This is a genomic window from Streptomyces sp. PL-29 (assembly GCF_058344425.1).
This window is the reverse complement of the sequence record NZ_CP136996.1, coordinates 4,953,154-4,974,558: the sequence shown is the minus strand read 5'-3', so window position 1 is coordinate 4,974,558 and position 21,405 is coordinate 4,953,154. Positions and strand designations below refer to the sequence as shown.

The following is a 21,405-nucleotide window of genomic DNA, read 5'->3' as shown; positions in this document are numbered from 1 at the left end:
ATGTCCCTGCCGCACGCCATCCTCACCGCCCTGCTCGAGAAGCCCTCGTCCGGGCTGGAGCTGACCCGGCGGTTCGACAAGTCGATCGGGTACTTCTGGTCGGCGACGCACCAGCAGATCTACCGCGAGCTCGGGCGGCTGGAGGAGGCCGGGCTGATCCGCGCGCTGCCGAGCGAGGCGCCCGTGCGGGGTCAGAAGAAGGAGTACGAGGTGCTGCCCGCGGGCGGCACGGAGCTCGCCCGGTGGGTGGCGGAGAGCCAGGACCCGAAGCCGATGCGCGATCCGCTGCTGCTGCGAATCCGGGCGGCCGGCGTGGTGGGGCCACAGGGCCTCGGCCCCGAGCTGCGGCGTCATCTGGACCTGCACCGGCGCCAGCTGGCGCAGTACGAGGCCATCGAGGAGAAGGACTTCCCGCCGGGGCGCGACGCCGTGGCGGACCGGCTGCGCCGGCTCGTGCTGCACGGCGGGATCGCCCTGGAGACGTTCTGGCTGACCTGGCTGGAGGAGGCCCTCGCCGAGGTCGGCGACATGGAGGACCCGCCCGGACCGTCCGTCTGACGCGTACTCCCGCCCGGGCCTCGGGGGCCGGGCGGGAGGCCGGGGACTACTTGTTCAGGGAGGCCCAGAACTCGTCGAAGCTCAGCAGCTTGTCGCCGTTGGCGTCCTTGGCCGCGACGACGGAGTCCGCGACGGCCGGGGTCACGTGGACGTCGCCCATCGCGCGCATCGCGGCGCTGTACTCGTCGGCCGTGACGAAGCCGTCACCGTTCACGTCGAACCTGTCGAACGTAGCCCGTGCGCTCTCGATGTCCGCCACTGGGTCCACCCCTTCTTGGTGCTTGCTGACCGGCCCAGGGTAGCGCCACCCCTGTCGGGCGGACGCCCCGGGGCCGGGCCCTCCGCTCCCCGGCCGCACCGGCGGCGGCCGGGGATCCCGCCTACCGGAAGATGCCGGTGTGGCCGAGCGAGTAGCGGCCGGGCTGCGGGTAGACGGCGAGTCCGTGGGGGCCACCGCCCACCGGGATCCGGGCGAGCTGCTTGCCCGTCACGGTGTCGATCGCGTACACCTCGGAGTCGTAGCGCCCGGACAGCCACAGCACCTTGCCGTCGGCGGAGACGCCTCCCATGTCGGGGCTGCCGCCGTCCGGCAGCGTCCACTTCTTGGTGAGCTTCTTCTGCGGGAAGTTGTAGACGGAGATGGTGCCCTCGCCGCGGTTGGAGACGTACATCTCCTTGGAGTCGCGGCTCACGTAGAGCCCGTGGCAGCCTTCGCCGGTGGGCAGCAGCTTGGGCGTCTCGAACGTGTCGCCGCTGAGCACCCACATGCCGTGCGCCATCATGTCGGCCACATAGAAGGTCTTGCCGTCCGGGGAGACCTTGACGTCCTGGGGCATCGCGCCCTCGAACGGCAGCTTCTGCTGGCCGACGACCTCCATCCGCTCGGTGTCGACCTTGAGGAGTTCGCCGGAGAACTCGCAGCTGACGATGAAGTAGCGGCCGTCGGCGGAGAAGTCGGCGTGGTTGACTCCGTAACAGGTCACCGGGACGGTCTTCACGCGGTCCATGGTGTGCGGGTCGCGAAAGACGAGCTCCTGGTCCATCGAAGCCATGACGACCGCGTACTTGCCGTTGGGCGTGAAGTACAGGTTGTACGGGTCGTGCACCTCGACGGGCTTGCCGGCCTCGCCGGTCGCAGGGTTGATCGGCGTGAGCGTGTGGCCCCGGTTGTTGTTGACCCACAGGGTCTTCAGGTCCCAGGAGGGGACGACGTGCTGGGGCTGGACCCCGACCGGGATGGTGTCGATGACCTGGTAGGTCTCCGGGTCGATGACGGACACCGTGTTGGAGTTGGTGTTCGGCACGTAGACGCGGGACGGGAAGTCCTTGACCACCGGGGAGAGTTTGCCCGGCCGGTCCGCCGCGTAGACGTCGTTCGGATCCAGCAGGGGCGGCATTCCGGGCAGCCCGGGCGGGGCGGCCGGTACGGCCTTGGCGGGTGCGGCCGGGCCCTTGGTGCCGAGCGCCTCGGCGGGCCCCTTTCCGGCCGACCCGCAGCCGGCCAGGGCGGCGAGGACCAGAGCGGCCAGCAGCACGCCGGTATTCCGGGGAAGGCGGTTGGTCTTCATGGCGTCAGCAGCTCCGTGGTGGTCACCGCGCGCAGCTTGCGGCGCGCGAGTTCTTCGAGGAGGGAAGGCAACGCGTCGACCGTGTCCGCGTAGCCGAAGTGCAGGCTCACCACGGATCCGGGCAGGATCGTCCCGGTGACGTTGCGGGTGACGGCCGCGGCGCCGGGCGAGGTGAAGTCGAGGGAGTCGACGTCGTACGAGAGGACGTGCGGGTAGCCGGCCCGCTGGGCCAGCTTCTGGACCAGGGGGGTCGCGTACTGCGTCCCGGAGGGACGGAACCAGGTGCCGATGGAGCCGGTGAGCCGCTTGAGGCGCTGGGCGCAGTCGGTGATCTCGGCGTAGGCCTCCGCCTCGGCCATGTCGTTGATCGCGAGATGGCGCTGGGTGTGGTTGCCGAGTTCGTGACCGCCGTCGAGGATCCGGCGGGCCATGCCGGGGTGGGCGTCGAGCCAGGAGCCGATCGCCAGGACGGTGACGCGCGCTCCCCCTTTCTCCGCCTCGTCCAGCGCCGCGCGCGCGAGGGCGGGCTCCCCGTTGCCGTGGAAGGTGAGGGCGACCCGGGCGCGGTCGCGCGGACCGTGGCCGATCTCCACGGGCTGCCCCGCGAACCGGCGCGGGACGGCGGGGGCCGGCGCCCGGGCGGGCTTGGCCGGGCGGGACGGGGCGGGGGGTGGCGAGGAGGGCCCGGCGGCCGGGCGGCCCGGGCCGCAGCCGGCGGCCAGGCCGGCGGCCGCGGCGCCGGCCGCGCCGAGACCGGCTGCCCGCAGAGCGGCACGCAGGGCCGCGCGGCGGCCTGGTTGTGAGAGCACCTGCCCATTTAAGGGGCGGATAGCCCGGAAGGTAATGATTGACCCATTTTGCGGCGTTCATGGATGAGGCGGAGCGAGCCCCCCATCCGCCACGTGATCAACGATTTACTCAGAGCAGTCGATAGTTATTCATCGAATGCGAGGTGAGTGGCCCACCTCACCTAGGATTTAGAGAGAAACTCTTGCGATTTGCACACTTATGTCCAAGTAGGGACTTTTGGCGTTCGAGCCCTCGTCTGTCATAGTCGGAGCCACGACTTCCCCTTGACCCGAGCGAAGTCACCACGCCGAGGATCACACCCCCTTCGATCCTCGGCGCACCCATGAAGCCCCCACAGCGCCCACACGGCGAGCCGGGGGCTTCAGGCATTCTGGCGATCGGCCACCCGCATCTCGAACCAGGTGATCTTCCCGCGGGGCAACAGGTCGGCACCCCAGCGGTCGGACAGCTTGTCGACGAGGAAGAGACCGCGGCCGGAAGTGTCCAGTTCGTGCACCGGCATCAGACAGGGCAGTCCGCGCGAGGGGTCGCGCACCTCCACCCGGACCCAGCCGCGTCGGCGCAGCATGCGTAAGCCGAAGGAGCGGGCGCCGGTGTGGCGGACCGCGTTGCCGACGAGTTCCGAGACCAGCAGGACGGCGTGCTCGGAGATCTGCGGCGAGAGGCCCCAGAGGCGGATCACCACGCACTGGGTGAGCCGACGCGCGGTTCCGGCCGACTCCGGCAGGGACGGCAGCGTCACTTCCGCCTCGGCCGGGTTCCCGTACAGCTCCAACGCCTTGAGGCCCTGTTCCTCCTCGGCGGCCGTAGTGAGCCGTACCGCCGAAGCACCACCGCGTTGCCGCGGCTGTTCCACACCCTCCAGGCCCGCCATGCACCCATCATGGAGGGCCGCCCCGCCCCTCCGGGCCGTTCCACAGGAAAACACCCCCCGGATTCAACAAATCCAAGGGGGTGCCCCGTCCTGCGCGCGAGGCGGCAGGACGACCCGAAACCGGGCCCTGACCTGGTGTGACGCACCACGTGAAAATGATCACGGCGAGTTGATCGGCCATTCTCCTTAAGGTTGCCTTAAGGCCTGGCTAATCCACCCCCAGGGAGGACCGCCCGGCCGGCTCAGACGAACTTCGCCTTGCCCGGGCCCTCTTCGACGAAGCTGCGCATGCCGCGCTCACGGTCCTCGGTGGCGAACAGGCCCGCGAACCAGTTGCGTTCGATGGTGAGCCCGGTGTCGATGTCGGCCTCCAGGCCCGCGTCCACACACTCCTTCGCGGCGCGCAGCGCCATCGCGGGCCCCTGCGCGAGCTTCGACGCCCAGGCGTGCGCCTGCTCGTAGACCTCGCCGGCGGGCACCACCCGGTCGACCAGGCCCAGCGTGAACGCCTCGTCGGCCTTGACCATGCGGCCGGTGAAGATCAGGTCCTTGGCCCGGGAGGGGCCGACCAGCCGGGACAGCCGCTGGGTGCCGCCCGCGCCCGGGATCAGGCCGAGCAGGATCTCGGGCTGGCCGAGCTTGGCGTTGTCGGCGGCGATCCGGTAGTCGGCACACAGCGCGAGTTCGCAACCGCCGCCCAGCGCATAGCCGGTGATCGCCGCGACGACGGGCTTGGGGATGCGGGCGACGGCGGTGAAGGCGTCCTGGAGGGCGCGGGACCGGACGACCATCGCCGCGTGGTCCATCGTCTGCATCTCCTTGATGTCCGCGCCCGCCGCGAACACCTTCTCGCCGCCGTAGAGGACGACCGCACGGACGTCGGCCCGGTCGGCCGCCTCCACCGCGAGCTCGCGCAGCCGGTCCTGGGTGGCGATATCCAGGGCGTTCATGGGCGGCCGGTCCAGGCGGATGGTGCCGACGCCTTCGGAGACTTCGAGAGAGATGGTCATACGGGTCAGGTTAGCGCCGGTTAACGTGAAGTGGCCCGGTGCCGTGGGTCACAGCACCGGGCCACCCGGATCACGTGCGCGTCGTGCGCGGGACCGCTATGCGATCCACTCCGCCCACGGCATGTTCCAGCCGTTGAGGCCGTTGTCCGGGGCGATCTGCTTGTCCTTGGAGTTCTTCACGACGACCACGTCGCCGATCAGCGACTCGTTGAAGAACCAGGCAGCGGGCTGCTTGGAGTCACCCGCACCGCGGACGTCCTTGAGCCCGACGCAGCCGTGGCTGACGTTCGCCGAGCCGAAGGTGCTGGAGGGGGCCCAGTAGTTGCCGTGCACGAAGGTGCCCGACTGCGACAGGCGCATGGCGTGCGGGACGTCGGAGATGTCGTACTCGCCGCCGAAGCCGACGGTCGCGCCGTTCATCCGCGTGACCTTGTACTTCTCGCTGATGACCATCTGGCCGTTGTAGGTCGTGGTCGACGGGGCCCCCGCGGTGATCGGGAGGTCCTTGAGGACCTGGCCGTCACGGACGACCTGCATCGTGTGGGCGGCCGCGTCGACCGTCGAGATCTGGGAGCGGCCGATGGTGAAGGTGACCGTACGGGTCTGCTTGCCGTAGACCCCCGGGCGGCCCTCGACGCCGTCGAGGGCGAGCTTGACGGTGACCTTGGTGCCCGCGGCCCAGTAGTTCTCGGGGCGGAAGTCGAGGCGGTCGTTGCCGAACCAGTGGCCCTCGATCGGCACGGCCGGTTCGGCCGTCACGGTGATGGCCTTCTCGACGGCCTCGGGGTTGGTGATGCCACGGGTGAAGTTGATCGAGACGGGCATGCCCACGCCGACGGTCGAGCCGTCCTCGGGCGTGTAGTGGCCCACGAAGGTGTTGGTCGGGGTGAGGGTCGTGAAGGTGGTGTCCTTGGCGGACTCCCGGCCGGCCTCGTCCTTGGCGACCGCGTGCACCTTGTACTCGGTGGCCGAGGCCAGGTGGCGGACCGGTTCCCAGCTCGCGCCGTCGTCGGAGAGCTTGCCCTCGACCGCGTTGCCCTTGGTGTCGGCGACGGTCACGGTGCTGAGTTTGCCACCGGTGCTCGTTATCTTCAGGACGCCGCTGGTGGCGACCTCCTTGGCCCCGTCGTCGGGCTTGACGCTGACGACAGCCGTCGAAGCCTCGGTACCGGTCCGGCCCCCACCCCCGGCGTTGTCGCTGCCGCTGCCGTTGCCCTTTCCGCCTCCACCGCCGCAGGCGGTGGTGAACAGCAGGGCCGCTCCCAGCAGAAGGGCCGGCAGGCCCGCCCGGGCGCGGCCGCGTATCGGCTGCAGGTTCACTCGTGCTCTCCCCATGTCCCCCGCGCACGGACGGTCGCGCGCATGCCGAAAGGAAATCACACGGGAGGATTACGTTGAGCCACGGTCGTGTCACCGTTCCGTCCCAAGTGCCCTGAGCCCGCCGGGACGGCTTGCGGATCAGTCCTCGGTACCCGGTTTAGTGCCCCACACGTAGACGGCGTCGCCCTCGGTCAGCAGGTCCCACAGGCGTGCCGCGTCCGGTTCGGTGAGGTTGACGCAGCCGGCCGAACCGCCGGTGGTGTAGAGGGAGCCGGGTGAACCGTGCAGGGCCTGGCCCCCGTCGAAGAACTGGGCGTGCGGCATGGGGGTGCCGTAGAGCGTGGAGACGTGGTTCTTGTTGCGCCAGTACACCTCGTGCCAGCCGGTACGGGTCTCCTGGTAGTCCCGCCCGGTCCGGATGGGCACGGGCGGGAAGACGATCCTGGCCCCCCTCTGCACCCACAGCAGTTGGCGGTCCAGGTCCACGCAGGTGACGCGGTGTTCGCGTTCGGGGCAGTCGCCCGCGGCGTTGGGGTCGGGGCGGGCCGTCACGACGAGCATCGTGCGATAGGTGGCGACTCCCGGGTAGCCGTCGGCGGGGCTGATGCCGTTCGTGCGCTGGAAGGCGCGGACGGCGTAGCAGTCCGCGGTGGACTGCACCCCGTCGACCGGCCGGCCCAGGTGGTCCTCCAGCTCCCGCTGGTAGGGGCCGGTGCCCGCGGTGCACGCGCTCTCCGGTTCCGCCGCGGCGGCCGCCGGGACCGCGAGCGGCCCCGACAGTGCGAGCAGGGTGCCGAGCAGGGCCATCCGCGCTATCGGGCCGCTCCTGTGACGTACGGCCATCCGGGCCTCCTCCGGTCTGTGAACGCGACGGTCACGGACCAGCCAACCCGGGAGGCCGGGGTACGGCGCGCGCTGCTGCGCCGCCGGGGTGAGGAGGTCACTCCGGCGGCGCACCGGAGCGCGCGGTCCGGGCCCGGCGGCCGTCGTCCGCGCCCACGGTGGGGATCTGCTCGGCACGCTTGTTGTAGACGGTCAGGACGATCCGGCGGCCGGATGCGCCGTCCAGCCGCCAGGGGCCGGCCACCGGGTTTCCCGGCATCACATAGCCCTCGGGGACGTCCTTCTCCACCAGGAAGTACGACCCGTCGGCGAGCCCCTCGAAGTCGCACGTGCCGTCGGCGTCGGTGGCGCAGCCGGCCCTCGGGCGCAGGTCGGCGTCGAGGCCCGCGGTCTGCAGGCCGGAGGTGCCGTTGGTCTCCTTCCAGATCTCGAACACCGCGCCGTGCAGCGGCGCACCGGTCTTCCCGTCCCGCTTGCGGACCTGGATCCCGCCGCTATAGACAGCGTCCCGGCTGCGGTTGGGAACGTTGACGACGAGCCCCTCCCGGGCGGCGGCCTCGCGCAGGTCGAAGCCGGCGAACGGCTCGTCGGGCCGCTGGTAGCCGGTGGGGACCGCGACCTGCACCGCGTAGTACGTCTCGCCCGTCGCCAGCTCCACCGTGCACAGGCCCGTCGCGCCGGTCGCACAGCCGGCGGCCTGCCGTTCGTCGCCGGCCGGGCCGGTGCTCTGGAGGCCGGCCCGGTCATTGGTCTCGCGCCACAGCTCGAACCGGGCCCCCGGCAGGGGTGTTCCGGTGTCCGCGTCCGTGCTGCGCAGCACCACCCGGGCGGTGCCGGGTGATGGTGCCGCCGGCGGAGCGGCAAGGGCCGGGCCCGCCGCGGCGAACACCACCGCGGTGGCGAGACCGATGGGCCGTACCGCCGTCGTCCTGGCTTTCATGTCGCTCCGTCCGTCGTACTGGGCCGGGGAGTCAGTCCCGGGGACCCTTCGCGTCCTTCGGGTGCTCGCCCTTGCCGTGCTCGCCCTTGCCGTGCTCGCCCTTGCCCTTGCCGTGGCTGTCGCGCTCGTTCCGGAGCGTGACCACGAGCCGCCGGTCCGGGGTGCCGCCGTCCAGCCGCAGCGGCCCGGTCACCCGGTCGGCGGGCAGCGCGTAGCCCTCGGGCACGGCCGTCTCGACGAGGTAGTACCAGCCCTCGGGCAGCGGGCCGAAGTCGCAGACCCCGCCGCGGTCCGTGGCGCAGCCGTCCGCGGCCCGGCGGTCGGCGTTGATGCCGCGGGTCTGCAGGCCGGCGGTGCCGTTGGTCTCCTGCCACACCTCGAAGACCGCGCCACGCAGCGGCCGCCCGGTCTTGGCGTCCTTCTTCAGGACCCGGATGGAGCCCTCGTACCGCTCGCTCCGGGTGTTGGGGACGGCGACGACGATCCCGTCGGCCACGTCGCCCTGGGTCAGGTCGAAGGCCGTGACCGGGTCCTGCGGCGGTTCGTATCCGGCCGGGACCGCGGTCTCCCGCCAGTAGTACGTCCGGCCGACCGGCAGCTCCACGGTGCAGGTGCCCTGGGCGTCGGTGACGCAGGCGCCGTCGAGCCGGGTGTCACCGCCCGGGGTGACGGGCTGGAGCCCGGCGGTGCCGTTGCTCTCCCGCCACAGTTCGAACCGCGCTCCGGCCAGCGGCAGGCCCGTCTCCCGGTCCGTCTTGCGCAGCACCACCCGGGCGCCGTCCGGCGGCTCGGGGGTGCGCCGGTTGTCCGCCTCGTGGCGGACGCCGGCCTGCGCGTTCTCGGCGGTCAGCGTCAGCTCGTGGACCGGCTGGTCCGGCAGCTCGTAGCCGGGGGGCGCCTGGGTCTCGCGCCAGTAGTACGTGCCGAGCCCGGTGGTCTGCTCGCACAGGCCGTCGGCCGGCGTGGTGCACCCGGCGACCAGGGTGTCGGCGCCCGGGCCGGTGGTCTGCAGGCCCGCGGTGCCGTTGCTCTCCCGCCACAGTTCGAACCGCGCTCCCGCGAGCGCCGCGCCCGTCGCTCCGTCCCGCTTGAGGACGGAGACCGCACCGGTCACCGGGACGGGGCCGCCGCAGTCGGGCAGGTTCCCGTTGAAGGGGTAGGCGTGGAACTCCTGGCCGCCGCCCCCGGTGGTGTCGCTGCCGTGGGTGACGGAGCCGGTGGTGAAGAAGCGGCCGTTGATGCCGGGCAGGGTGATCGTGGTCTCGGAGCTCTGCTGCCCCATCAGGAAGCTGCCCTGGAACTGGCCGCCGCCGGTCAGGTTCACGGTGGTGGCGTCCGGGAAGTTCCACAGCAGCCGGTCGCGGTAGGCGTTGAGCGGATCCGTGTCCGCGATGCCGCCGCTGTAGGTGTTGATCGTGCGGGTGGCGCCCAGCACGTTCACCAGGACGGTGGCCGTCGCCGGGATGCGGGCGAACCGGATGCCCTGCTGGCCGCCCCCGTTGCCGACGAGGTTCGCGTCGACGTTGAAGACCTGGAGCGCCGAGGTGCCGTCGCCGGTGAACAGGGTCTCGAAGCCGCTGTTGACGACGGTGCCGGTGGCCGGGCGGGGCCGCCCGTCGACCCGGGCGTAGCACTGGCTGGCGGCGCTGAGCCGGTCGCGCAGTCCGGCGTACGGGGTGACCGCGGCCGGGTCGGGGGCCAGGCGACCGGTCACCACGCCGGTGAGCGCGCCTGCGTGGCGGACCACACCGCCGTCGGCGAGGAGGCGTTCGCCCTCGGCGACGGTGACGTCCCCGCCGGTGGTGAGGAAGTCGGCCCCGTCGGGCGGCGGCACGAGCGATCCGGCGCCGACGATCCCGACGTTGTAGCGGCTGTCGCCGCCCGCCAGCTTGTCCTGGTCGAAGTCGCCGAGGACGACGAGGCGGCCCTCGGCCTCGGAGGCCCTCCCCCGGACCCGGAAGTCGCCGCCGGCGAAGATGTTGATGCCGTTGTCCCGGCCGCGCAGGACGCCGTCGCTGTTGACCGGTGGGTACGGGACCGGGCAGTTGCCCGGGACGCACGGACCGAGCCCGCCGGGCAACGGCGCCCGGGCCGCCACCGGCCGGTCGGCGCCGGCCGCGGGGGCGCCGGCCGCGGGGGTCGCGGCGGCCAGCACGGCGCCGATCGCGAGCCCGAGGGTCCACTTCCTTGCTTGCATGACGCTCCGTCCGTTCCCTGCTGCCCTGATCTGCCCTGACAGGCTGGGGGCAGGGATCGGCGGCAGGCGGCGCGGACACTCTGCGCTACGGCATTTTGATCACACGAGTCACTCTTGCGGGGAGGCCGTGCGCCGTTCAGCCGACGGCGGAGCCGGCCACCCAGTCCGCCCAGGACATGTTCCAACCGCCCAGTCCGTTGTCGGCGGCGACCGTCTTGTCCTGCGAGTTGACGACCTCCACCACATCCCCGATCAGGGTCCGGTCGAAGAACCAGCCCGCCGGGGTGTCGGAGCCGCCGCCCTTGTCGTCGCGCAGTCCCACGCAGCCGTGGCTGACGTTGGTGGTGCCGAAGGTGTCGGGACTTGACCAGTAGTTCCCGTGGAGGAAGGTCCCGGAGCTGGTCAGCCGCATGGCGTGGGGGACGTCGGGGATGTCGTACTCGCCGCCGAACCCGACGGTCTGGCCGTTCATCCGGGTGACGTCGAAGAGCTCCATCACCACCATCTTCCCGTTGTAGGTGGTGGTCTTGGGCGCTCCGGCGCTGATCGGCACGGTCGACAACAGCTCCCCGTCCCGGCGCACCTCCATGGTGTGGGCGGCCGCGTCCACGGTGGAGATCTGGGAGCGCCCGACGGTGAAGGTGACGGTCTTGGACTGGATCCCGTACGAGCCGGGGGCGCCCTCGACGTCGCGCAGGGCCACCTGCACGGTGACCTTGGTGCCGGGCTTCCAGTACTGCTTGGGCCGGAAGTCGAGGCGTTCCCTGCCGAACCAGTGGCCGGCGACCTCCACGGCCGGGTCGGAGGTGACCCGGATGGCGCGCTCCACCTCGGCGCGCCGCTCGATGGCGCGGCTGAACCTGAAGGAGACGATCATGCCGGTGCCGACGGTGGAGCGGTTCTCCGGCTTGAAGTAGCCGATGAACCGCTCCTCGGGGACGTAGGTGGTGAAGGTGGTGTGACGGGCCTGGCGGCGGTTGTGCCCGTCGAGGGCGACGGCGTCCACGGTGTACTTGGCGGCGAGGGCCAGCCGGCCGGCCTGCGGGGTGGGGCTCCAGCTGAGCCCGTCGGCGGCGATGGCGCCGGGAACCTCCTCCGCCTGTGCGTCCTCCACCTTGGTCACCTTCACCCGCTCCAGCCGGCCCTCGGGCACGGTGACCGTCAGCCGCCCGTCGGCCGGGACGTCCTTGGCGTTGTCGCCGGGGGTGATGCGGATGGCCTCGTCCGGCGAGCGCACTCTGCCGGGGAGCTGGATCTCGACGGGCGACTTTCCGTCCCGGGTGCAGCCCGCCGACCCGGCCAGCAGGCCCGCCCACACCGCCACGGCGGCCATTCCCGCCCCTGCCCGCCTCGTCAGAAGTGTCACGTCTCCTCCAACGACCGGGTCCTCCGGGGGAAACGTGAGCGCGGTCCACGTTCCGGGCAGAACAGTCCGGGCAGAACAGTGGGAAGGACCAGACGGGGGCGGGCCCGGGCCGGGACGCCGGGGCCACACACTCCCCCTCCCCCCGCAGGTACCGAAGAGCCGTGGAGGCGGGCAGTGTCGAGCGCAGCCGAGCAGGAGGCGGTGGAAGCCGTCAGCAACGCCGTCGGAACGGTAGGGAGCGGGCAGGCGCCGCCCGTACCGCACGTCGACGGCCGACCGGGCGGCCCACTGGGCCATCAGCCGAACGGACGGCCGGACGACCGGACCAACGGCCAGGTCAGGGGGCTGGTCGCCGCGGCGCAGGCGCGCCCGGCCCCCGCGGTGTGGCCGGGGTCCTCGCATCCCCTGGGGGCCCGCTTCCACCAGGGTCCGGACGGGACCGCGGGCACCAACTTCGCCGTGTGGGCGCAGGGCGCGGAGGCGGTGGAGGTGTGCCTCTTCGACGAGGACGGTGCCGAGACGGCCTGCGTCCTGACGGAGCTCACGCACGAGATCTGGCACGGCTTCGTGCCGGGCGTGCGCCCGGGGCAGCGGTACGGCTTCCGAGTGCACGGCCGCTGGGATCCCTGGACGGGGGTCCGGCACAATCCGGCGAAGCTGCTCCTGGACCCCTACGCGCGGGCCGTCGACGGGGACTTCACGCTGCCGCCCGAGGTGTACGGGCACGTGCGGGACTGGCCGCAGCAGTACATCGCGGACACCGTGCGCGACGACCGGGACTCGGCTCCGTTCGTTCCCAAGGGCGTGGTCGTGCAGGATGACGACGACTGGGCGGACGACGTCCGGCCGAAGACGCCCTGGGCCGATTCGGTGATCTACGAGCTGCACGTGCGCGGTTTCACGATGCGCCATCCGGGTGTTCCCGAGGAGCTGCGCGGCACCTACGCGGGCCTGGCCCATCCGGCGGCGGTCGAACACCTGGTGAAGCTGGGCGTGACGGCGGTGGAGCTGCTGCCGGTGCACCAGTTCGCGCACGAGGACCACCTGCTGCGCAAGGGGCTGCGCAACTACTGGGGCTACAACTCGGTGGGCTACTTCGCCCCGCACGCGGGGTACTCGTCGAGCGGTACGGCCGGGCAGCAGGTCGGCGAGTTCAAGCGGATGGTGCGGGCGCTGCACGCGGCCGGGATCGAGGTGATCCTCGACGTCGTCTACAACCACACGGCGGAGGCGGGCGAGCTGGGCCCCACGCTGTCGCTGCGCGGGTTCGACAACCGGGGCTACTACCGGCTCCAGTCCGACCAGCGCCGGTACGCCGACTACACGGGATGCGGCAACACCCTGCACGCAGGGCGTCCGCACGTGCTGCGGCTCATCACCGACTCGCTTCGCTACTGGGTCACGGAGATGGGGGTGGACGGCTTCCGCTTCGACCTGGCCGCGGCGCTGGCCCGCTCGATGCACGACGTGGACATGTTGTCCCCGTTCCTGGCGGTGATCGCCCAGGACCCCGTGCTGCGGCGGGTGAAGCTGATCGCCGAACCGTGGGACGTGGGTTCGGGCGGCTACCAGGTGGGGGCGTTCCCGCCGCTGTGGACCGAGTGGAACGACCGCTACCGGGACGCCGTGCGGGACTTCTGGCGGGGCGCCCTGCCCGACGTACGCGACCTCGGGTACCGGTTGTCGGGGTCCAGCGACCTGTACGCGTGGGGCGGGCGCCGCCCCTACGCCTCGGTGAACTTCGTCACCGCGCACGACGGTTTCACCCTGCGCGACCTGGTCTCCTACGAGCGCAAGCACAACGACGCGAACGGCGAGGGAGGGCGGGACGGGACCCACGACAACCGCTCGTGGAACGGTGGGGTGGAGGGCGAGACCGACGACGCCCGCATCGGTGCGCTCCGCCGCCGCCAGCTACGCAACCTGCTGACCACGCTGCTGCTGTCGACCGGGGTGCCGATGCTGGTGGCGGGCGATGAGTTCGGCCGCACCCAGGGCGGCAACAACAACGCCTACTGCCAGGACAACGAGACGGGGTGGGTGGACTGGTCGCTGCTGGAGGATCCGTCGTGGCAGTCGCTGTTGGCGCTGACGGCCCGGCTGATCTCGTTGCGCCACGCCCATCCGGTGCTGCGGCGGCGAGCGTTCTTCTCGGGCCGACCGCAGGGCGCGGACGGGCTGCGCGACCTGGCCTGGTTCACGCCGGCGGGCGTGGAGATGACGGAACGGGACTGGTACGCCCCGGCGGCCGCGCTCGGGATGTACCTGTCGGGGCGGGACATCCCGGGCCGTGACCAGCGGGGCCGCCAGGTGACGGACGACAGCTTCCTCGTCCTGCTCCACGCCGGCGACCGGGCGGCGGCGTGGGTGCTGCCGGGGTCGCCGTGGGCCGAGGAGTACGAACTGGTCCTGGACACCTCCCTGGAGGAGCAGGCCGCCGTGCCCGGCACCCGGCACCGCGCCGGGGAGAGCCTGACCGTACCGGCCCGCTCGGTGCTGTTGCTGAAGGTCAGCGGGTCTCGACCGCCAGGAGCATCCGCTTGAGGAGACCGGCGAGCGCGTCGCGTTCGGCGTCGTCGAGGGGATCGATCATCTCGGCCTCGGCGATGCCGCGCCAGCGCATGGCGTCGGACCATCGCCGGTGACCCTCCTCGGTGAGCTCCACGTCGACCCGGCGGCGGTCGGCGGGGGCGCGCAGCCGGCGGACCAGGCCGGACTTCTCCAGGGTGTCGAGGCGGCCGGTCATCCCGGCCGGGGAGAGCAGCAGTTCGGCGGCGAGCTCGGCGGAGGGGGCCCGCCAGGGTGCGCCGCGGGAGGCGAGCCGGTGCATCGTCTCGAACTCGAAGGCCTGCAGCCCGGTCTCGGCGAGGGCGCGCTCCTTGCCGTGCGAGACGTGTTTGGCGAGGAGCTGGATGCGGGTGATGACGGCTTCGGTGGGCACGTCGAAGGGGACTTTGCCGGCCCACCGGGCGATGTGCCGGTCGACGGAGTCCTCGGCGGGGTCCGTCGCCGGCGCCCGGTCACGGCCCTCGGCCGCCTCTCTGCCCATGCGCGCCATTATGGCGCGCTGCGACGCAGCAGATATTTCGTTGACGAATAATTCGCCAGCGAAATAATCTGCCGGCATGACCACGCCGATACGGCGGCTGCTCGCGGGCCGCACCTGCGCCGCCTTCGCCTCCGCCCTCGTCCCCACCACCCTCACACTGGCCCTGCTGCGGGCCGGCTCGTCGGGGGACCTGGGCCTCGTGCTCGCCAGCGAGCTGCTGCCCATGCTGCTCCTGCTACCCGTGGCCGGAGTGGCCGCCGACCGGTTCCCCGCCCCGCGGGTGGTACTCGTCGCCGACCTGGTCCGGGCGGGTGCCCAACTGGCCACGGGAGCGCTGCTCCTGACCGGACTCCACGGCCGGATCCCGCAGCTCGCCGCGCTCGCCGCCCTGACCGGGGCCGCGGTGGCCTTCGGCACGCCCGCCGTGCGCACGCTCGTCGCGGCCGCGGTGCCCGCGGACGGGCGCCTGCGCGTCAACACCCGGCTCGGGGTGGCCACCGGACTGGCGAACGTCGCGGCCCCCGCGGCCGCCGGCTCGCTGGCACTGACCGTCGGCGGCGGCTGGGCCTCACTGCTCACCGCGGCGCTCTTCGCCCTCTCCGCACTCACCCTCGGCGGCCTGCGCACCGCCCCGGTCCCGCGGACCGCACCGCGCCCCGCATTCGGCGCCGAACTGCGCGCGGGCTGGGCCGAGACCCGGCGCCACCCATGGTTCCTCGCCAACGTACTGGCCCACGGGGTCTGGCACCTGGCGGCCGGTCTGCTCCTGACCCTCGGCCCGGTGATCGCCGTGGAGAGCCTGGGCGGCGAGGGCTCCTGGGTGGTCATCGCCCAGACCGGCACGGTCGGCATGCTCGCCGGCGTCTGGACGGCCGGGCGGCTGCCGCTGCACCGGCCGCTGTTCGGGGTGGCCGTCGGGGCCGCGGCCCAGGCGCTTCCGCTCACCGCCTTCGCGCTGCGCCTGCCGCTCCCGGTGACCGCGGCCGCGTTCTTCTGCGCCATGTTCGGGCTGGGGGTGCTCAGCCCTTTGTGGGAGACGGAGATGCAGCGGCGCATCCCGCTGGAGACCCTGGGCCGGGTCGGATCCTTCGACACCCTCATCTCCTTCGCCGCGCGGCCCCTGGGACTGGCGGTGGCCGCCCCGCTGGCCGCCGGAGTCGGGGTCACCGCCCCCTTGCTGGCCGCGGCCGCCCTCAGTGCCGCCGCCAACCTGTCCGTACTGCTTCTTCCGGACGTCCGCAGACATCCGGAACCGACCCGCTCATCTGTGCTGCGATGATGTGTTCGACATCGTCGCTGAGGGGAGCCCTGCATGGGCAGAGTCGGGACCGCGCTGCGAGAACTGCGCGGGGCGCAGAAATCCGCGAAGGGGGTGTCGCTCTACTCGCGGTTCGTCAACCGGCCCGTCGGGCGCTACCTGGCCGCCGGTTCGTACGCGCTCGGGCTCACCCCGAACCAGGTGACGCTGGTCAGCGCCGCCTTCAGCTTCGCCGCGGTGGCCGCGGTCGCGCTGGCCGGACCCTCCTGGGCGCTCGGGATCGCGGTATGGGCCGCACTCGCGGTCGGCTTCGCCTTCGACTCGGCCGACGGACAGCTGGCCCGGCTGCGGGGCGGCGGCAGCGCGGCCGGCGAGTGGCTGGACCACGTCGTGGACGCGGCGAAGCTCACGGCGCTGCACGCGTGCGTGCTGATCGCCTTCTACCGCTTCCCCGGGCAGTACGGAACGGCGGCCGACGGCTGGCTGCTGGTGCCGCTCGGCTTCCAGTTCGCCGCCGTCGTCACCTTCTTCGGCGGACTGCTGACCGAGAAGCTCAAGGCGCAGCCGGCCCCGGGAAGCCCCGCCGCCGCACCGTCGACGCTGCGCGCGGTGGCACTGCTGCCCGTGGACTACGGGGTGTTCTGCCTGGTGTTCCTGCTGCTCGGCGGCGGAAGGCTGTTCGCCTGGGCATACGCGGGACTGGGCGCGGTCGCCGCGCTGTTCCTGCTGGCCTTCCTCGCCAAGTGGTTCCGGGAGCTCAGCGCCGTTCGCCGGTGACCTGCCCCGGCACGGTGGCCGGTTCCGCGAGCGCGTCCAGCGCCCGGCGCAGCTGGGTGCTGGAGGTGTGGACGGTGTAGGGGAAGTAGACGACGTCGACCCCGTGGGCGGCGAAGTCCCGCTCCAGCTTGTCGCCCTTGGGAGTGCCCCGCCAGTCGTCCCCCTTGAAGATCACGTCGAAGCGGACCTGCTTCCAAGTGTCCACCTTGTCCGGGACCGTCTCGACGAAGGCGGCGTCGACGTACTTGACGCTGCGCACGATCTCCAGGCGCTCCACGAGCGGGATCATCGGGCGGCGCCCCTTGGCGAGTTCGGCCATCTCGTCGGAGACCACTCCGGCGACCAGGTAGTCGCACTGACTCCGGGCGTGCCGAAGGATATTCAGATGCCCGATGTGGAACAGATCGTAGGCACCCGGCGCATATCCGACTCGATACGGTCGGCGCGCAGGCGCTCCAATGTCGGACATGTACCGCTCCGTCATCTCTTCATCCCCAGCGGCCGCACCCCCCGGTGCGGCGGATTAGCAGACAATAGCGTGCGCGTTCGGCATCATGCGGGTGAACGAATAGGGTGACGTGCGCATCATCCAGGGGAAGAGGGGACGCACGGTGTCCAGATCCGGTCAGCGGCGCATGCTGCTGGTTTCCACCAATTACGCTCCGGAGCACGCGGGTATCGGCCCGTACGCCACCCAGATCGCGGAGCACTGGGCGGATCTCGGCCACGAGACACACGTCCTCGCCGGCATGCCGCACTATCCCGCGTGGTCGCTCGAACCGGAGTACAAGGGGGCGTTCCAGCGCACGGAACAGCGCGCGGGAGTCACCGTGCACCGGCGTGCGCACACGGTTCCGCCCCGGCAGACCGCCGTGAAGCGGGCCCTGTTCGAAGGATCGATTCTGCTGCACGGCGCGGTGGCCCCGCCCCGGATGCCCAGGCCGGACGCGGTACTCGCCCAGATGCCCAGCCTGGCCGGCGGAGTGCTCGCCGCCCGGCTCGCGGCGCGCTGGAAAGCCCCCTACGTCCCCGTGGTCCAGGACCTCATGGGAGCCGCCGCCGCGCAGAGCGGGATCAGCGGTGGCGACAAGGCCGCTGCGCTCGCCGGCCGCGCCGAGGCGTACGCCCTCAAGCGGGCCACCCTCGTCGGCGTCATCCACGAGACCTTCGTGGAGCGGGTCGTCGGCATGGGCGTGGACCCCGGCCGGATCCGCCTCGTCCCCAACTGGTCGCACGTGCCCAAGCCCACCAGGCCGCGCGGCGAGACCCGCCGCCACCTCGGGTGGGGCCCCGGCGAGACCGTCGTCCTGCACTCCGGGAACATGGGCCTCAAGCAGGGGCTCGAAGTCCTCGTGGGGGCCGCTCGACTGGATCCGAACGTCCGTTTCGTCCTGATGGGGGACGGTAGTCAGCGCTCCGCGCTCGCGGACCTCTCCGCGGACGTGCCGAATCTGGACATCATCCCCCCTGCCGCTGACGGCGAGTTCCCGGATATCCTCGCGGCGGCGGACGTTCTCGCGGTCACACAGCACGCCGCCGTGCTGGACATGAGTGTCCCGTCGAAGCTCACCTCCTACTTCCAGACCGGCCGGCCCGTCGTCGCCTCCGTGGCGGCGGAGGGCGGGACCGCCCAGGAGGTGGAGCGCTCCGGCGCAGGGGTGCTCGTACCGCCGGAGGACCCGGAGGCCCTGCTGAAGGCCGTACGGGCCCTGGCGGAGGACCCCGAGGCCGCGGACGCACTGGGGGCAGCCGGACCGCGCCACGTCGCGGCGCACCTGAGCCGTGAAGCGGGGCTGGCCCGCATCGACGCACTGATGGACGAAGCACTTGGGGGATCCCGGCCGTGATCGAGACGAACCGCCCGGCAGCGGCACCGGCCGACGACGAACCCGACCTCCTGAGGGACCAGTTCCGGCAGCTCCTGCGCTACCGCAGGCTGATCGCGGGGGGCATCGCCGTCGGCCTGCTGGGCGGCGTCTACCTCGGCATATCCACCGCCGACACCTACGTCGCCACCGCTGACGTCGTGCTGCGCGCGCCGACCGACGACCCGTTCAACCCGAGCCTCGCCCCCGACAAGGCGATCAACGTCGGCTCCGAGCGCCAGGTCGCGCTCAGCTCTTCCACCGCCAACGAGGCGGCGAAGAAGCTCGGTGTGTCCGCGAAGGACTTCGCCGCCCTGCGCGCCGGCCTCCAGGTGACCAACCCCCCGCAGACCATGGTGCTGCGCTTCACGTACACCGCGGACTCCGCCAAGGAAGCCGCCAAGCGCGCCAACGCGATGGCCGACGCCTACCTGCTGAAGCGGCTGGAGTCCCTCGACGCCACGCGCGACAAGATGGTCAAGGGCTACAAGGACCAGCGCGACCCCGTCGCCAAGAACCTCGACGAGCTCTCCAAGGAGATCGCCCGGATGCCCGCCGGCTCCGGGCGCGACGCCGCGAGCTCCTCCAAGACCGACCTGCAGAGCGAGGTAGGCGGCTACAACAGCAAGATCACCAAGCTTGAGGCCCTGGACATGACTCCGGGCCGGGTCACCAGCGCCGCAACCCCGCCGACCGCGACCGACGGCCCCGGCATCGTCATGTCCCTCGCACTCGGCGCGGCCGTCGGCCTCGCGCTCGGCCTGCTGGCCGCCTGGGTCCGGCTGGTCTTCGACCCGGCACCCCGCTCCGAGGGCGACGTGGCCCGTGCCCTGCGCGCACCCGTCCTGGGCTACCTGCCGCGTGACCGTACGGGCGGCGGGCCGCTGCTCGCCGCCGGTGAGGCAGACCCCCGGCTCGCCGAGGAGTACCGCTCGGTGGCTTTCCGGCTCGCCTACGACGCCCGCTTCGCCGACCGGCGCCGGCTCCTGGTCGTCGCGCCGCGCGGCAGCAGCGAGACGGCGGCCGCGGTGGCCGTGAACCTCGCCGCCTCCTTCGCGGAGACCGGCAAGGACGTCCTGCTGATCGAGGCCGACCTGCGCACGCCGGTCCTGGCCAGCCAGCTGCCGACCGACGCCGGCGGCCGGCCGCGCTGGAGCCAGGGCCAGGGCGGCACCCCCGCGGCCGGGCGGCACGCCGACTCCGAGTGGCCCGACGGCCGCCAGCTCACCGTGGACGCCGGCGAGTCCGGCTCCTTCGACCTGATCCCCGGCGACCGGGCCCGCAACGTCCCGCGCGCGCTCACCTCCGCCCGGGCCACGCAGCTGATCTCCGAGGCCGACGCGCCCAACTCCACCGTCGTCGTGCTCGCACCGCCCGTGCTCTCGTACGCCGACGCGCTCGCCCTCGTCGACCGCGTCGACGGCGTCCTGGTGGTCACCGACCCGCGCGCCATCCACCGCACCGACCTCATCCGGATCCGCGAACTCATCAGCGGGGCCGGCGGCACGGTCCTCGGCGCGGTGCTGCACGCACCGCTGCCCGGCGAGAAGCGCGGGAAGGACAAGGGCAAGGGCGGCCCGACGACCGCCGGACCGGTGTCCCCCGCGAAGCCGGGGAACGGCGCGCCGCAGCCCCAGCCGATCCCGTACGAGGTGGCGCAGGCCGAGCAGCACATCCCCGGTGACGGCACCGACACCGTGGCGCTGCGCACCGTCCGCATGGGCCGCAGGTGAGCCGACGCGGCCTCGCCGCCGTCGCCTCGGTCCTGGACCAGGCGGCCTCCAGCGCCACCAACATCCTGGTGCTGGTGCTGGCCGCACGGCTGTCGTCGGCATCCGCCTTCGCCGACTTCTCGATGGTCTACGTGGCCTTCAGCGTGCTCCTCGGGCTGAACATGGCCTACGTCGGGCAGAGCCTGGTGCTGGAGAAGGGCGACGGGCTCGGCGCGGCCTGCCGGTCGGCCACCGGCTTCACCGGGGCCGCGTCGGCCGCCGTGGGCGTCCTGCTCGCCGTGACGGGCTTCGCGCTGCCCGGCGCCACCGGCCGGGCCTTCCTCGCACTGGGCCTCGTCCTGCCGCTGGTACTGCTCCAGGACGGGCTGCGCTACTGCTTCTCCGCGCTGCGCGCCCCCGAACGGGCACTGGCCGCGGACGGGCTGCGGCTGGTGTGCGTGGTCGCGGCGCTGGCCGTGCAGCCCGAAGGCGCCTCGGCGGGGCGGCTGGTGCTGGTGTGGGGCCTCTCGGCACTGCCCGCGCTGGCGGTCGGCCTGTGGCTGCTGCGACCCCATGTGCGCGGCTCCCGCGCGGACCTGCGGCCGTACCTGCGGCGGGGCCACCTCGGGCAGCGCTTCGTGGTCGAGTTCGCGGTGGGCAACGGCTCCAGCCAGCTCGCCGTGCTGGGCCTGGGCGTCTTCGCGACGCCCCTGGCCGTCGGCGCGCTGCGGGGTGCGACCACCCTGTTCGGTCCACTGAACGTGCTGTTCAACTCGGCCAACGCGTTCGGGCCGCCAGTGCTCGGGCGGCTCGGCGGCAAGCGCGCCACGGTCCGGGCCACGGCCGCGCTGGGCCTGGTGCTGGCCGCGATCGGCGCGGGCTGGGCCACCGCCCTGTACCTGCTGCCGGACCGGCTGGGCCGGGAACTCCTGGGCGACACCTGGGCGGCGGCGTCCGCGCTGCTGCCGGCCACGGGGGCGCAGTACGCGGTGATGGGCCTCGGCACGTGTGCGCTGCTGACCCTGCGGGTCCTCGCGCCGAAGGCCACGCTCTCCCTCCAGGTGGTCTTCTCGCTGCTGTCCGTGGGACTGCTGCTGGGCGGGTACGCGGTGGCGGGCGCGGCGGGCGCCGCGTGGGGCCTGGCGGCCGGCTCGGCCCTCAAGGCCCTGGCCGCCTGGTGGCGGGTGGCCCGGCTGCCCGTCGACGCCCCGGCGGCGCGACCCGTTCGGTCCGCCGCGGCCTGACCTCCGCGCGGAGC

At 72.4% G+C, this 21,405-nt stretch carries 19 protein-coding genes; 7 read left to right on the top strand and 12 right to left on the bottom strand.

Annotated elements, in window-relative coordinates:
- Entirely contained in the window at positions 1 to 558 is a 558-nt protein-coding gene (locus tag R4Z63_RS23045; protein WP_037928062.1) for a PadR family transcriptional regulator, read from the top strand.
- Between the two features lie 46 nt (positions 559 to 604).
- Here the strand turns inward: R4Z63_RS23045 and R4Z63_RS23040 are convergent, their stop codons facing one another.
- From R4Z63_RS23040 to R4Z63_RS22995, 10 genes are all read right to left on the bottom strand, one after another.
- Entirely contained in the window at positions 605 to 817 is a 213-nt protein-coding gene (locus R4Z63_RS23040) for an EF-hand domain-containing protein (RefSeq protein ID WP_037928061.1), read from the bottom strand.
- Between the two features lie 121 nt (positions 818 to 938).
- Positions 939 to 2,126 (bottom strand): YncE family protein, encoded by a 1,188-nt coding sequence (locus tag R4Z63_RS23035; protein WP_037928059.1) that lies wholly within the window; start codon positions 2,124 to 2,126, stop codon positions 939 to 941.
- Entirely contained in the window at positions 2,123 to 2,935 is an 813-nt protein-coding gene (locus R4Z63_RS23030) for a polysaccharide deacetylase family protein (protein WP_384445570.1), read from the bottom strand. The genes R4Z63_RS23035 and R4Z63_RS23030 overlap by 4 nt, the downstream gene beginning before the upstream one ends.
- A gap of 362 nt (positions 2,936 to 3,297) precedes the next feature.
- Positions 3,298 to 3,810 (bottom strand): ATP-binding protein, encoded by a 513-nt coding sequence (locus R4Z63_RS23025; RefSeq protein WP_037928057.1) that lies wholly within the window; start codon positions 3,808 to 3,810, stop codon positions 3,298 to 3,300.
- Between the two features lie 242 nt (positions 3,811 to 4,052).
- Positions 4,053 to 4,820: an enoyl-CoA hydratase/isomerase family protein gene (locus R4Z63_RS23020; protein WP_384445567.1), complete on the bottom strand. Its 768-nt coding sequence runs from the start codon at positions 4,818 to 4,820 to the stop codon at positions 4,053 to 4,055.
- A gap of 96 nt (positions 4,821 to 4,916) precedes the next feature.
- Positions 4,917 to 6,155, bottom strand: a complete 1,239-nt coding sequence (locus tag R4Z63_RS23015; protein ID WP_052031256.1) for a L,D-transpeptidase — start codon at positions 6,153 to 6,155, stop codon at positions 4,917 to 4,919.
- 123 nt (positions 6,156 to 6,278) lie between these two features.
- Positions 6,279 to 6,947, bottom strand: coding sequence for a L,D-transpeptidase family protein (locus R4Z63_RS23010; protein WP_384445622.1), 669 nt, complete (start codon positions 6,945 to 6,947; stop codon positions 6,279 to 6,281).
- 133 nt (positions 6,948 to 7,080) lie between these two features.
- Positions 7,081 to 7,923 carry an MSCRAMM family protein gene (locus tag R4Z63_RS23005; protein ID WP_384445565.1) on the bottom strand — a complete coding sequence of 281 codons (843 nt, stop codon included), beginning with the start codon at positions 7,921 to 7,923 and terminating at the stop codon, positions 7,081 to 7,083.
- A gap of 31 nt (positions 7,924 to 7,954) precedes the next feature.
- Positions 7,955 to 10,120 carry a choice-of-anchor A family protein gene (locus R4Z63_RS23000; RefSeq protein WP_384445563.1) on the bottom strand — a complete coding sequence of 722 codons (2,166 nt, stop codon included), beginning with the start codon at positions 10,118 to 10,120 and terminating at the stop codon, positions 7,955 to 7,957.
- Between the two features lie 136 nt (positions 10,121 to 10,256).
- The gene (locus R4Z63_RS22995; RefSeq protein ID WP_384445620.1) at positions 10,257 to 11,453 is read right to left on the bottom strand and encodes a L,D-transpeptidase; all 1,197 of its coding nucleotides are present in this window, start codon (positions 11,451 to 11,453) and stop codon (positions 10,257 to 10,259) included.
- Between the two features lie 378 nt (positions 11,454 to 11,831).
- Between R4Z63_RS22995 and glgX the strand changes: the two genes are divergently transcribed.
- Positions 11,832 to 14,030: a glycogen debranching protein GlgX gene (gene glgX / locus R4Z63_RS22990; protein ID WP_384445618.1), complete on the top strand. Its 2,199-nt coding sequence runs from the start codon at positions 11,832 to 11,834 to the stop codon at positions 14,028 to 14,030.
- Here the strand turns inward: glgX and R4Z63_RS22985 are convergent.
- On the bottom strand, positions 13,996 to 14,535 hold the full coding sequence (locus tag R4Z63_RS22985; protein ID WP_384445561.1) for a MarR family winged helix-turn-helix transcriptional regulator: 540 nt from the start codon (positions 14,533 to 14,535) through the stop codon (positions 13,996 to 13,998). The genes glgX and R4Z63_RS22985 overlap by 35 nt on opposite strands.
- Positions 14,536 to 14,611: 76 nt before the next feature.
- Between R4Z63_RS22985 and R4Z63_RS22980 the strand changes: the two genes are divergently transcribed.
- Positions 14,612 to 15,814 (top strand): MFS transporter, encoded by a 1,203-nt coding sequence (locus tag R4Z63_RS22980; RefSeq protein ID WP_384445559.1) that lies wholly within the window; start codon positions 14,612 to 14,614, stop codon positions 15,812 to 15,814.
- Positions 15,815 to 15,847: 33 nt separating this feature from the next.
- Entirely contained in the window at positions 15,848 to 16,570 is a 723-nt protein-coding gene (locus tag R4Z63_RS22975; RefSeq protein ID WP_384445557.1) for a CDP-alcohol phosphatidyltransferase family protein, read from the top strand.
- Here R4Z63_RS22975 and R4Z63_RS22970 read toward each other — a convergent pair.
- Complete coding sequence (locus R4Z63_RS22970; protein WP_384445555.1) at positions 16,551 to 17,039, bottom strand: FAD synthase family protein; 489 nt, start codon at positions 17,037 to 17,039, stop codon at positions 16,551 to 16,553. The two genes, R4Z63_RS22975 and R4Z63_RS22970, sit on opposite strands and share 20 nt — an antisense overlap.
- A 166-nt stretch (positions 17,040 to 17,205) precedes the next feature.
- On the opposite strand from R4Z63_RS22970, the gene R4Z63_RS22965 reads away from it, so the two are divergent.
- The 3 genes from R4Z63_RS22965 to R4Z63_RS22955 are packed head-to-tail and all read left to right on the top strand — an operon-like array spanning position 17,206 to position 21,391.
- Entirely contained in the window at positions 17,206 to 18,417 is a 1,212-nt protein-coding gene (locus R4Z63_RS22965) for a glycosyltransferase family 4 protein (protein WP_384445616.1), read from the top strand.
- Positions 18,414 to 20,168, top strand: a complete 1,755-nt coding sequence (locus R4Z63_RS22960) for a lipopolysaccharide biosynthesis protein (RefSeq protein ID WP_384445553.1) — start codon at positions 18,414 to 18,416, stop codon at positions 20,166 to 20,168. The genes R4Z63_RS22965 and R4Z63_RS22960 overlap by 4 nt, the downstream gene beginning before the upstream one ends.
- On the top strand, positions 20,165 to 21,391 hold the full coding sequence (locus R4Z63_RS22955) for an MATE family efflux transporter (protein WP_384445551.1): 1,227 nt from the start codon (positions 20,165 to 20,167) through the stop codon (positions 21,389 to 21,391). Before R4Z63_RS22960 ends, R4Z63_RS22955 begins: the two co-directional genes overlap by 4 nt.
- Positions 21,392 to 21,405 lie beyond the last annotated feature (14 nt).